Origin of the sequence: Sphaerisporangium flaviroseum (genome assembly GCF_039537005.1) — a bacterium.
In the GTDB taxonomy this organism is placed as follows: Bacteria; Actinomycetota; Actinomycetes; order Streptosporangiales; family Streptosporangiaceae; genus Sphaerisporangium; species Sphaerisporangium flaviroseum.
Genome location: NZ_BAAAZR010000003.1, coordinates 135,913 through 147,655 on the forward strand (window position 1 = coordinate 135,913; position 11,743 = coordinate 147,655).

The following is an 11,743-nucleotide window of genomic DNA, read 5'->3' on the forward strand; positions in this document are numbered from 1 at the left end:
ACCTTCCTGATCATTATGCTTGCTGTTCCTGGTCGGCAGGTCAGCGGGGTGGACGGCTCAACGCCGGGTCTTGGGATCGAAGGCGTCCCGCAGGGAGTCTCCGAGGAGGTTGAAGGCGACGACGAAGATCACCATGGATACGCCGGGGAAGACCAGGTAGGTGATGTCCTGGTGGTACACGTTCGAGCCGACCAGGAACATGCGGCCCCAGTCGGGGGTCGGCTCGGTCATGCCGACGCCGAGGAATCCGAGCCCGGCCTCCGCGCCGACGTACAGCGGCAGCGCCAGGGTCGACTGGATGATGATGGGCGTCCAGAGGTTCGGCAGCAGTTCCTTGAAGATGATCCGGCCCGGTGAGGCCCCGGTGACCCTGGCCGACTCGATGAACTCCCGCTCGCGCAGCGAGAGGACCTGCGAGCGCAGGAGGCGGGAGATGGTGGCCCAGCCGAGAACGGTGAGGACCACGCAGATGGAGACGTACCTCAGCCAGACCGGCGTCTCCTGCTCCGGCGACACGAATGCCGCCTCCACCACCGGCAGCATCACGATGAGGAACAACTGCGAGGGGAACGCCAGCAGCGTGTCGATGACCCGGCCGATCACGTAGTCGGTCTTGCCGCCCACGTAGCCCGACCAGATGCCCATCACGACCCCGATGATCGTCGTGATGATCGTGACGATGATGGCGATGGACAGCGAGGTGCGGATGCCGTACACGAGTTGCATGAACACGTCGCGGCCGAGGCCCGGCTCCAGGCCGAACCAGAAGTCGCCGCTGACGCCTCCGTTGGGCGCGATGGGATAGCCGTACTCGTTGAGCAGCCCGGGTGTGTTCTGCCCGTAGGTGGTGTACGGGTCCTTGCCGTACAGCCACGAGATCACGGGGGCGAGGATCGCGACGAGGAAGAAGAACGCGACGACGCAGGCGGACGCCACCCCGGTGCGGTCACGGCGGAAGCGCCGCCACATGAGCTGAGCGGGCGAGCGGCCCACCATAGGGGAGCCGCCCCCGCCGGCCTGCGGGGCCGGGACGGGGTCGAGGGTGGAACCGGCCTCGGTCGCGGCCTTTGAGGGGAGAGTCATTGTGCGGGTGCCACCAGAGATCGATCGCAGTAAATCGTGACTTGAGGGAACCTTGGCAATTTATTACCCGTTGGTCAATGTCCGCGACGCATTCTTTACACGGTTTCGCCGTTCGTTGTGGAATGTCGATCAGGTTGTGTCCGTAAACCCATTGACCTGCGACGATGCCCTGGGACAGACTATCCATTGCATGCAATGTTCATTGTCACGATTTTGTGACACAAGCATGACGTGGCCATGACGAAATCGCCCGATTATTCACCAAGCGCCCAAAAGCGTCGTGATGTTCGCCGCCGGGTGTGGGCGCCGGGCCTGAGGGGTAACCCCTTGCTTACAGGGTCCCCCGGAGGTGGCGCAATGGACCATGGGCTGTTCGGTCCCGAGTCGGTGACATGGCGGGTGATGGGTGAGCCGGTCCAGTTGGTGGGCGGCTTTCGCGCGCTGCTGATGCAGGGCCTGCACCCTCGGGCGATGCGCGGCGTCGTGCAGAACTCCGCGTTGATGGACTCCTCGGAGGCCTGGTCGCGCTTCCTGCGCACCACCGAGTTCGTCCGGGTCCGCACCTACGGCACCCATGCCGAGGTGGCGAAGGCGGGCGCCCGGGTACGCAGGATCCATGCCACGCTGACCGCGTACGACCCCGACCGCGACGAGCGCTTCCGCCTCGACGACCCGCCCGCGCTGCGCTGGGTCCACGTTGGAGAGGTCGACTCCTACCTGACGGTGGCCCGCCGCGCCGGGGTCGCGCTGAGCGACGACGACGCCGACCGGTTCGTGGCCGAGCAGCGCCGGGCGGCCGAGCTCGTGGGCCTGTGCCCAGATGAGGTGCCGGGCTCGGTGGCGGAGCTGAAGGACTACATCGCGGCCGAGCGCCCTGGCCTGTACTTCGTCCCGGAGGCGGCCCACCCTCTGCGCCTGTCGCTCAACGCGCCGCTGCCGCTTCGCCTGGCGGCGCTCAAGCCCGCCTTCCCGCTGGTCACACTGCTCGCCTTCGCGACGCTGCCGCGCTGGGCGCGCAGGCTGTACAGCCTGCCTGCCACGCCGCTGGAAGACCTGTGGGCCACCGCGACGCTGAGGGCCCTGCACTGCGGCACCCACGCGATCCCCGAGTACCTGCGCTACAGCCCCGACGCCCGGCGGGCCCGTCGCCTGATGTCGGCGGCCTGACACGCTCCCTCGGCGGTCCGGGCTCGAACCTTCTGGGGTCTGGTGCCGTCGCGGCCGGCCCTGTGAGGCCGTCACCTGGGGAACGGTCGCCGGAAGCAGGGGACACCCCTACCTAGCAAGCGCTTGGTTTTAGTGGGGGTGCGAGGGTTACGCCGGCTTTGCCACGCATGGCACACTGATAGGCAGAGCAGCGTGCTCCGGGGTCGGTGTAATTCCGAACCGGCGGTGACAGTCCGCGACCCGGCCGAGTCCATCGGCCGGTGGATCCGGTGAAATTCCGGGACCGACGGTGAAAGTCCGGATGGGAGGAAGCGCGCGAGCGTTCGGCGACCCTGTCGCCGGACGCCTCCGTGGTGCGTGTGCCGCACCCGATCCCCCCGGGGCCCGCCGTGGCAATAGAGCTACTGGCGAGTAGGAGGGGCCGGGTGGGCCGACCGGACGTCACCACGTGCCGCGCGACCGGGCGCGCCGCACCTTTCCCTGCCGTTCCCGGCTTGCGCATGCGCGCCACCTGGCCCAGCCCCGTACGAGCCGCCCCACGACGGTCGTACCGGACCGGCCAGTACCCCCGTGCTCGTACGCGTCCTCCTGCCCACGCCCATCTGGGGACTCCCTTGTCCTCCGGAAGACGGGCGGGGCCTCGCGGGTTGCTTCCTCACGCAGGTTCTGATCGGCCCGAGCTCCGGCTCCTCGCCCGGCCGTGTCGCATAAGGAGCATTGATGTTCACTGGAATCGTTGAGGAGCTCGGGGAGCTCGCCGGGGTGGAGGTGTTGCCCGACGCGGCACGCTTCACGATCCGCGGCAAGACCGTCGCCGCCGACGCCCGGCACGGCGAGTCGATCGCGGTCAACGGCGTCTGCCTGACGGTCGTGGACGTCGGCGGCGAGACCTTCACCGCCGATGTGATGAAGGAGACCCTCGACCGCAGCTCACTGGGGTCCCTCACGCCGGGCATGCCGGTCAACCTGGAACGCGCGGTCCGCGCCGACCAGCGCCTCGGCGGCCACATCGTGCAGGGCCATGTCGACGGCACGGGCGAGGTGCTGTCCCGCGAGCCCGCCGAGCACTGGGAGGTCGTGCGGATCTCCCTGCCGGCCGGGCTCGGCCGCTACGTGGTCGAGAAGGGGTCCATCACCGTCGACGGCATCAGCCTGACCGTCGTCAGCGTGGACGCCGCCGAGTTCGCCGTCAGCCTCATCCCCACCACGCTCCAGCTCACCACGCTCGGCTCCAAGCAGCCGGGCGACCCGGTGAACCTCGAGGTCGACATCATCGCGAAGTACGTCGAGAAGCTCATCGGCGCCCGGGACACGGCGTCATGAACTGGACCCAGGCCGGCTTCACCCTGGCCGGCCAGCACGTGCTCTGGATCGACCTCGTCGGCAACGCCTGCGCGCTCACCACCGTGTGGCTGGCCATGAAGCGCACCATCTGGACCTGGCCGGTACAGCTCGTCGGCTCGGTGCTGCTGTTCGTCGCCTCGATCGAGGCGCACATCACCGGCAACGCGCTGAAGCAGGCGATGTTCGGCCTGCTGGCCGTCTACGGCTGGGTCCGCTGGATAGGCGGCACCAAGGACGGCAAGACCCTGCCCGTACGGCCCGGCACCACCGGCGAGCGCCTCACCCTGATCGCGGTCATGGTGGTGGCCACGGGGCTGGTCGCCCTGTTCTTCTCCGCCACGGGCTGGTCGTGGGCGCCCCTGCCCGATGCCTACATCTTCGTCGGAAGCGCGATCGCCACCTACGCCCAGGGCAGGGCGCTGATCGACTTCTGGTGGATCTGGATCGCGGTGGACCTGGTGGGCGTCCCCCTGGCGTTCAGCTCCGGACTCGTGGTGTCCGGCGTGGTGTACGGCGTCTTCTTCGTCATGGTTCTGCTCGGGATCCGCGAATGGCGGCGGCAGTACAGCCGCCGGCTGGAGGTAGTCACAGTATGAGCGACATCACGCTCGACCCCATCGAGCGCGCGATCAACGACATCCGCGAGGGCCGGCCCGTCGTCGTCGTCGACGACGAGAACCGTGAGAACGAGGGCGACATCATCTTCGCCGCGTCCAAGGCCACTCCCGAACTGCTGGCCTTCACGATCCGCTACACCAGCGGCGTGATCTGCGTGCCCATGCTGGGCGAGCACCTCGACCGTCTCGGCCTTCCGCTCATGGTCCACCAGAACCGCGAGCGGCTCCGTACGGCCTACACGATCAGCGTGGACGCCCGTGACGGCGTGAGCACCGGCATCTCCGCCGCCGACCGGGCCAAGACCATCCGTACGCTCGCGGACTCCGCCACCGAGCCGTTCGAGCTGGTGCGCCCCGGCCACATCTTCCCCCTGCGCTACCACGAGGGCGGGGTGATGGCCCGCCGGGGACACACCGAGGCGGCGGTCGACCTCTCGCGGCTGGCCGGCCTCACCCCGGCCGGCGTGCTGGCCGAGATCGTCAACGACGACGGCACGATGGCGCGGCTGCCCGAACTGCGGAGGTTCGCCGACGAGCACGACCTCGCGCTGGTCTCCATCGAGCAACTGACGGAGTACCGCCGCCGCACCGAGCGGGTCGTCACGCGGGTCGCCGTGACCGAGATCCCCAACCGGTACGGCCTGTGGCGCGCGTACGGCTTCGCGAGCGGCATCGACGGCGGCGAGCACATCGCCCTGGTCTACGGAGAGCTCGGGGACGGTGAGAACATCCTCGTACGCGCGCATTCGGAGTGCCTGACCGGGGACGTGTTCGGCTCGCTGCGCTGCGACTGCGGGGTGCAACTCGACCACGCCATGCGGGCCGTCGCCGCCGAGGGCCGAGGCGTCATCGTCTACCTGCGCGGACACGAGGGGCGTGGCATCGGGCTGCTCGCCAAGCTCAGGGCCTACAGTCTTCAGGACAACGGCAGCGACACCGTGGACGCCAACCTGGAGCTCGGCCTTCCGGTGGACGCCCGCGAGTTCTCCAACGCCGGGCAGATGCTGGCCGACCTCGGGGTCAAGTCGGTGCGGGTGCTGACCAACAACCCCGCGAAGCTCCGCGGCCTCGACGGCTACGGCATCAAGGTCCTCGGCCGTGAACCGATGCCGGTGGCGGCCAACGAACACAACATCAAGTACCTCACGGCCAAGCGCGACCGCCTCGGCCACCAGATAGAAGGAGTCCGATGAACCGCCCGGCCCGGCACACCGGCCACGCGCCGCGGCTCCAAGGCGGAGCGGGTGACGCGCGTCGATCGCACGGCGCACCTCCAGCCGATCGGAAGGGGAAGCGATGAGCGGCACCGGACGGCCCCAGGCCACCCCCGTCACCGCCCAGGGGCTGACCGTCGGCATCATCGCGGCCCGCTGGCACGAGCAGATCACCGACCAGCTTCTCACCCGCGCCGAGCGGGCCGTGGAGGACTGCGGCGCGGCCGGCGTCACCGTGCGGGTGGCGGGCTCGCTGGAGATCCCCGTCGTGGCCCAGGCGCTCGCCCGGCGGTGTGACGCGGTGGTCGCGCTCGGTGTGGTCATCCGGGGGGAGACGGCGCACTTCGAGTATGTCTGCGACTCGGTCACTTCGGGACTGACCCGGGTGTCCCTGGACGAGTCGACTCCGGTGGGCAACGGGGTCCTCACGTGTGACAACCTTGATCAAGCCGTCGACCGGGCGGGCCTGCCCGGAAGCCACGAGGACAAGGGTTACGAGGCCACGGTCGCGGCGATCGAGACAGCCCTGGTACTGCGTGAACTGAAGGGATGAGGAATTGCCGCGCCGATCAACCTGCCGCATCCGCCGGGCGGGCAGCCGTGCCTGACAGCGACGTGCCTTCCCTGCCGATCACCTGGCGGCCGCGCCGGGCCAGGATTCTGGCGTACGGCTTCGCCATGGTGATGATCGTGGGTTCGATCGTGCTCGCCGTGCTCCTCCCTCCGCCGTTCAAGCTCCCCGACAGGATCGGTCTGGTCGCCTTCGGGTGCCTGGTCGCCTTCATCCTTCACCTGCTCGGACGGCTCCGGGTCGAGGCCGACGAGGGCGGGATCACCGTGGTCAACGCCGTACGCGTCCACCGCTACGAATGGCCGGAGGTCCTCGGCGTATCCCTGCCGGAGGGGGAGCCGTGGCCCAAACTCGACCTGGCCGACGGCTCCAGCGTGGGAGCCATGGGCATCCAGGGCACCGAGAAGGCCCGCTCCCAAAAGGCCGTGGGCGAACTCCGCGCCCTCATCCACCACTACGGCGAGGCCCCCGACCGGCGCTAGCCGGTGGGTCAGGGGGTCGGGTTCAGCCGCCCGCCGTTACCGGCGACGGCATGCGACCTGACACCTCTCACGTGGGTTCGGGAGGGGGGTAACGGCTCTTGCGGCGCGATTCGGCCGCGGACTGTTCCTCCAGTTGGCGGACCAGGTCTTCCAGGTCGTCGGCGCCCAGCACGTTGGACACGCCGAACCCCGCGGCGGCGGTGGACCAGGGATGGCGCCGGTAGGCCACCCACCCCCCGTAGAAGTCCACGATCTCCCACGTATTGCCGTAGCTCCGCTGGACCTGCGCGAGCGTCAGGCCGTTCGCGTTCATCGGACGTGTGCCGTGTCCCCGGAGTGTGTGGTCGGCCTTCCTGGCTTCCCGGAGGGACGGCGCGGCGCATGGAATCGGGCGGCGTGCGTGGGGGCCACTAGGAAAGCTTCCCTTCGTCGGAACCTGAGTTGAGATCGTTTGCAGTACGCGGCGATCCCCGTTCAGAGGTGAATCGTATCCGGGACGTCTACGGATGACTTACCGGCGCATTATTTCCATTGACCCGCGCAATTCCCGTCAACGCAGGGGCAAATGCCCATAAAGGCGACATATTACCCTTGAATCGCTTAAGTAATAGATAGCCATTCAAACTATCTCACGCATTAGCCGGGCATGTCACGCCGAGTAGATATGTTCCTTACTTCGGGAGTCTTTAGCCGAAGCTCGCTCGTTCACCGATCACGATGGGGAACCGGTGAAGCGTGAGGCGCAATGACAATCGTCACCACACTCGGTGCGGTCACGGAGAACGATTCGAGTCCAGTCGGCATAGCGGGTGCCGTCGCCTTTCTGGCGAGCCTGATATCGGTGTACATCGGGTGGCATCAACTGGTCGTGGCGAGGAAACAGCTGGCGACGAGCAAGACGGAGGCGCCCCCCTACCGGCGCACGCCGAACTCGCGTGTGGGGGGCTTCGGGTGGTTCGCCATGTTCGGGGCGTGGATCCTCATGATCCTCGTGGTGACCTTCGGCAGGGAGATGGGGATCACGGCCGACACCTGGGCCTACAAGCTGGGCGCCTTCGTCGCGCTCGCCGTCGGGGTCGGCAACGTCTTCGTCGGGTTGTTCGAGGGCGGCCAGTACGGGTGTTTCGCCCATCTGATTCTGCTCGGCGTCCAGTTCCTCGCCATCGTCGTCGCGATGGACATGCTCGATTGGGTGTCCGCGCCTGATGTCGTGCGAGGAATCCTCTCCTTCACGAAGAAGTCGCTGGAACACCTCGCCGACCCCGGCGCCTGAGGGAAGCAAGGGGTCTTACGGCGCACGGATATCCCGCCGGAAGCACCGGCGGGATATCCGTCGCCCCGGAACTCGGCTCCCCGGAAGCCGCGGGTCCTCAATGCTCGAAAGCCGAGAAATCCGGCAAAAACCCCGGAACGGGCAGGAGAAAGCACCGACGCTCCCGACCCGGTGCTCAACGGCGGATCACGCGCTGAGGCGGGCCAGTCCTTCCGCACGGTCCAGGACGCCCCGCCGCCGCAGTTCCGGTAGCACTCCCTCGCCGAACCAGTAGGCCTCCTCCAGGTGCGGGTAGCCGGACAGGACGAACTCGGTGATGCCGTGGCCGGCGTACTCCTCGATGAGGTCGGCGACCTCGCTGTGGCCGCCGACGAGCGCCGTTCCCGCGCCTCCGCGCACGAGCCCCACGCCCGCCCACAGGTTCGGGTAGACCTCCAGGTCGTGGACGCTTCCGCCGTCGCGCCGGTAGCCCTCGTGCAGGGCGAGCATTCGCTTCTGCCCGACGGAGTCGCTGCGCCCGAGCGTCTGCTGCGCGGTGCGGATGTCGGCGGGGTCGATCGCGGAGAGCAGGCGGCCAGCCTCCGCCCATGCCTCCTCGGAGGTGTCGCGCGTGATGACGTGCAGCCGGATGCCGAATCTGAGCGTCCGTCCCTGCTCGGCGGCGAGGCCGCGTACCCACGCGATCTTCTCGGCCACCTGGGCGGGTGGCTCGCCCCAGGTCAGATAGGTCTGGACGTGCCGGGCCGCGACGGTCCCCGCCGCCGCGGACGAGCCGCCGAAGTACAGCTCGGGCGCCGGGTCGGGCCGCTCGGCGACCGTGGCGCCCTCCACCTGGTAGTGGGCGCCGGTGAAGTCGTACGGCGTGCCGCTCCACGCGCCGCGCACGATCGACAGGAACTCGTCGGTGCGCGCGTACCGCTCGTCTTTGGACAGGAAGTCGCCGAAGCGGCGCTGCTCGGTGGTCTCGCCGCCGGTGACGACGTTGAGCAGCAGGCGCCCGCCGGAGATGCGCTGGTAGGTGGCGGCCATCTGGGCGGCCAGGGTGGGGGAGACGAACCCCGGCCGGAAGGCGACGAGGAACTTCAGGCGCGTGGTCTGCTGGGTCAGCGCGGCGGTGACCAGCCAGGCGTCCTCGCACCACGTGCCCGTCGGCGTGAGCACCGCCTCGAATCCGAGTTGCTCGGCCGATCGGGCGATCTGGCCGAGGTAGTCGATGGAGGGCGGCCGGTAGGCGCTAGCGGTGGCGCGTCCGTGCCCGCGCTGCAGGCCGTGTCCGCCCCCGACGATCGAGCGGCTGTCTCCGGAGGTGGGCAGGAACCAGTGGAACTTCAAAGCCATGGTCAGGCGTCCTTCGTGACGATGTCGTTGAACCTGCGGTCGGCGAAGTCGGCGAACGCGACCTTCCCCGGGATCAGCCCTTCGGCGGTGAAGGCGTCGGCCATCTCCTGCTCCGAGGCGATGAGCGCCTCGTCGATCGGCACCGGGGTGGTGGTCCGGTTGGCGGCGGCGGCCGTGGTGACCTCGATCGGCAGGCCGGTCTCCTTCGCCCACACCCTGGCCCACTCGGCCTGGTGGGTGTTGGCCCAGAGCTTGGCGCGCTGGAGGCGGCTCAGGTAGTCGCGGATGGCCTCCGCCTTGGCGGTGTCGGCGAGCGCGGCCTGCCCGGCGACCTGGAAGGCGTAGCCGTTGACGTAGTCCTTGCCGTTGACCAGCACCTTGGCGTTGTTCCGCAGCAGGGCCTGCGAGGTGTACGGGTCCCAGATGGCCCAGGCGTCGATCTGCCCCGCGCTGAAGGCCGCGAGCGCGTCGGCGGGCTGCAGGTAGTTCACCGTGATGTCCTTGAAGGTGAGGTTCTCCTTCTTCAGCACGGCGAGCAGGTGGTAGTGCGCCGAGCTGCCCTTGGCGACCGCGACTCGCCTGCCCTTGAGCGCGGCGGGTGAGGTGAGCGTCGATCCGGAGGGCACCACGATGGCCGACCCGGCGACGCTCTGCCGCTCGGCCGCCACCACGGCGATCTTCGAGCGCGCCGCCGCCGCGAAGATCGGCGGGGTGTTCCCCACCCCGCCGAGGTCGACTCCTCCGGCGTTGACGGCCTCCAGCAGCGGCGGGCCGGAGGTGAACTGCGCCCAGGTGACCTTGTACGGCAGCTTGCCGAGCTCGCCGGCGGCGGTGAGCAGCACCTGGGAGCCGGCCTTCTGGTCGCCGATCCGCAGGGTCACCTCCGCGGTCCCGGACGCCTCGCCCGTGGCGGGTCCGCCCGCCGAAGCGCCTCCGCAGGCGGTCAGCACCGCCGCCAGCCCCAACGCCGCTACCATCCGGACGACCTTGCCGATCATCGTCTTCCCTTCGGGGTCATGCCGTGCGTACGTCATCGGCGTCTCCGGTCACTCCGAGCACGGTGAGCAGGCGCGTGCGCAGGGACACCAGCTCGGGATGGTCGCGGTGGCGGGGCCGGGCCGCGGTGACGGCGGCCTCGTAGGCGATCCGGCCGCCGTCCAGGACGAGCACGCGGCTCGCGAGGAGCAGCGCCTCGTCGACGTCGTGGGTGACCAGCAGTACGGCCGGGCGGTGCACGGTCCAGAGCTGGACCACCAGCTGGTGCACGGTGATGCGGGTGAGCGCGTCCAGCGCGCTGAACGGCTCGTCGAGCAGGAGCAGCTCCGGCTCCCTGACCAGCGCGCGGGCGAGGCTGGCACGCTGCGCCTCGCCGCCCGACAGCGTCAGCGGCCAGGCGCCCGCCCGTTCGGTCAGCCCGACCTCCGCGAGCGCCCGGCGGGCGCGTTCGCCGGCGTCCGGTACGGCGAGGCCGAGCGTGATGTTGGACCCCACGCGTTTCCAGGGCACCAGGCGCGGCTCCTGGAAGGCGACGGCCACCGAGCCGGTCACCTCCAGCCGGCCCTCGACGTCGCGGTCGAGCCCGGCGAGGGCGCGCAGCAGCGTCGACTTGCCCGACCCGCTCCTGCCGAGGAGGGCGATGAACTCCCCGCCCTCGATGTCCAGGTCCAGCCCGTCGAGGACGACGCGGTCGCCGAACCGCCGGGTCAGGTCCCGGACCCCGGCTACGCGCTGAGAAAGCCGCGCCGCCACGAGAGCGCCCTCCGTTCCAGTAGCCGTACGACGGCGTCGGTGAGCAGGCCGAGCGCGCTGTAGACGAGCAGGCCGACCACGATGACGTCCGTGCGGAGGAACTCCCGCGCGTCGTTGATCATGAAGCCGAGCCCGGCGTCCGCGTTGACCTGCTCGGCCACGATGAGCGCGAGCCAGGCCACGCCGAGGCTCTGCCGGAGCCCGACCAGCGTCTGCGGGAGCGCCCCCGGCAGCACGATGTGGCGGACCAGGGCGGTACGGCTGAGTTTCAGGGTGCGTGCCAGCTCCGCGAGCTTTCCGTCGACCCCTCGGATGCCCGCGAAGGTGTTGAGGTAGAGCGGGAACGAGACGGCCAGGGCGACCAGGGCCACCTTGGGGGTCTCGCCGATGCCGAACCACAGGATGAACAGCGGGATCAGCCCGAAGAACGGCAGCGCGCGGAGCATCTGCATGATGGGGTCGACGGCGTGCTCGCCGGCCCGGCTCAGCCCGGCGACCAGCGCGAGGAGCACGCCGCAGAGCCCGCCGAGCAGGAACCCTGCGGCGACCCGCTGGATCGAGACGGCTATGGCCGTGGGAAGCGTGCCGTCGGTGAGCAGGTCGACGGTGGTGGCGGCGATCGTGGTGGGCGCGGCGAGCAGGCGTTCGGGCAGCAGCCCGGTGGCGCTGGCGGCCTGCCAGATCACGACGACGGCCAGCGGGCTGAGCCACCGCCGCCACGCCGTGGACCGGGCCGGCGTACGGGCGGACGGAGGGCGCGGTGGGCGATCACGTATGTCCGGCGGGCCGGCGGGCCGGATGGGCTCGCGTGCCGCCTGAACGTCCAGTGCGGGGGAGGGCATGGAAGGACCTCGCAGGGGTTGTCGCGTGCGGCGTCACCCGAATAATTGCCGCTATTACCTACC

General features: G+C 69.4%; 13 protein-coding genes and 1 riboswitch. Of the genes, 7 read left to right on the top strand and 6 right to left on the bottom strand.

The window, feature by feature from the left end; all coding sequences use genetic code 11:
* Positions 1–57 precede the first annotated feature (57 nt).
* On the bottom strand, positions 58–1,083 hold the full coding sequence (locus tag ABD810_RS11575) for an ABC transporter permease (RefSeq protein WP_344937819.1): 1,026 nt from the start codon (positions 1,081–1,083) through the stop codon (positions 58–60).
* A 357-nt stretch (positions 1,084–1,440) separates the two neighbouring features.
* On the opposite strand from ABD810_RS11575, the gene ABD810_RS11580 reads away from it, so the two are divergent.
* The 6 genes from ABD810_RS11580 (at position 1,441) to ABD810_RS11605 (ending at position 6,478) form a co-directional block, all read left to right on the top strand.
* The gene (locus tag ABD810_RS11580; RefSeq protein ID WP_344937821.1) at positions 1,441–2,250 is read left to right on the top strand and encodes an oxygenase MpaB family protein; all 810 of its coding nucleotides are present in this window, start codon (positions 1,441–1,443) and stop codon (positions 2,248–2,250) included.
* Positions 2,251–2,438: 188 nt separating this feature from the next.
* A riboswitch (FMN riboswitch) is annotated at positions 2,439–2,569 on the top strand.
* A 401-nt stretch (positions 2,570–2,970) separates the two neighbouring features.
* A complete protein-coding gene (locus tag ABD810_RS11585; protein WP_344937823.1) occupies positions 2,971–3,573 on the top strand; it encodes a riboflavin synthase in 603 nt (200 codons plus the stop codon).
* Positions 3,570–4,190 (top strand): nicotinamide mononucleotide transporter family protein, encoded by a 621-nt coding sequence (locus ABD810_RS11590; protein ID WP_344937825.1) that lies wholly within the window; start codon positions 3,570–3,572, stop codon positions 4,188–4,190. Before ABD810_RS11585 ends, ABD810_RS11590 begins: the two co-directional genes overlap by 4 nt.
* Positions 4,187–5,404, top strand: coding sequence for a bifunctional 3,4-dihydroxy-2-butanone-4-phosphate synthase/GTP cyclohydrolase II (locus ABD810_RS11595; RefSeq protein WP_344937827.1), 1,218 nt, complete (start codon positions 4,187–4,189; stop codon positions 5,402–5,404). Before ABD810_RS11590 ends, ABD810_RS11595 begins: the two co-directional genes overlap by 4 nt.
* Before the next feature lie 103 nt (positions 5,405–5,507).
* Entirely contained in the window at positions 5,508–5,978 is a 471-nt protein-coding gene (gene ribH / locus ABD810_RS11600; protein ID WP_344937829.1) for a 6,7-dimethyl-8-ribityllumazine synthase, read from the top strand.
* Positions 5,979–6,025: 47 nt separating this feature from the next.
* Positions 6,026–6,478 (top strand): PH domain-containing protein, encoded by a 453-nt coding sequence (locus tag ABD810_RS11605; RefSeq protein WP_344937831.1) that lies wholly within the window; start codon positions 6,026–6,028, stop codon positions 6,476–6,478.
* 67 nt (positions 6,479–6,545) lie between these two features.
* Here the strand turns inward: ABD810_RS11605 and ABD810_RS11610 are convergent, their stop codons facing one another.
* A complete protein-coding gene (locus tag ABD810_RS11610) occupies positions 6,546–6,791 on the bottom strand; it encodes a hypothetical protein (RefSeq protein ID WP_344937833.1) in 246 nt (81 codons plus the stop codon).
* Positions 6,792–7,223: 432 nt separating this feature from the next.
* Here ABD810_RS11610 and ABD810_RS11615 point away from each other — a divergent pair, with 432 nt between their 5' ends.
* The gene (locus ABD810_RS11615) at positions 7,224–7,751 is read left to right on the top strand and encodes a hypothetical protein (protein ID WP_344937835.1); all 528 of its coding nucleotides are present in this window, start codon (positions 7,224–7,226) and stop codon (positions 7,749–7,751) included.
* Positions 7,752–7,937: 186 nt separating this feature from the next.
* On the opposite strand, the gene ABD810_RS11620 is transcribed toward ABD810_RS11615, so the two are convergent.
* The 4 genes from ABD810_RS11620 to ABD810_RS11635 are packed head-to-tail and all read right to left on the bottom strand — an operon-like array spanning position 7,938 to position 11,680.
* Positions 7,938–9,089 (bottom strand): LLM class flavin-dependent oxidoreductase, encoded by a 1,152-nt coding sequence (locus ABD810_RS11620; protein ID WP_344937837.1) that lies wholly within the window; start codon positions 9,087–9,089, stop codon positions 7,938–7,940.
* Between the two features lie 2 nt (positions 9,090–9,091).
* Complete coding sequence (locus ABD810_RS11625; protein ID WP_344937839.1) at positions 9,092–10,123, bottom strand: ABC transporter substrate-binding protein; 1,032 nt, start codon at positions 10,121–10,123, stop codon at positions 9,092–9,094.
* Positions 10,104–10,838 (bottom strand): ABC transporter ATP-binding protein, encoded by a 735-nt coding sequence (locus ABD810_RS11630; protein WP_344937841.1) that lies wholly within the window; start codon positions 10,836–10,838, stop codon positions 10,104–10,106. The genes ABD810_RS11625 and ABD810_RS11630 overlap by 20 nt, the downstream gene beginning before the upstream one ends.
* A complete protein-coding gene (locus ABD810_RS11635) occupies positions 10,811–11,680 on the bottom strand; it encodes an ABC transporter permease (protein ID WP_344937843.1) in 870 nt (289 codons plus the stop codon). Before ABD810_RS11635 ends, ABD810_RS11630 begins: the two co-directional genes overlap by 28 nt.
* Positions 11,681–11,743 lie beyond the last annotated feature (63 nt).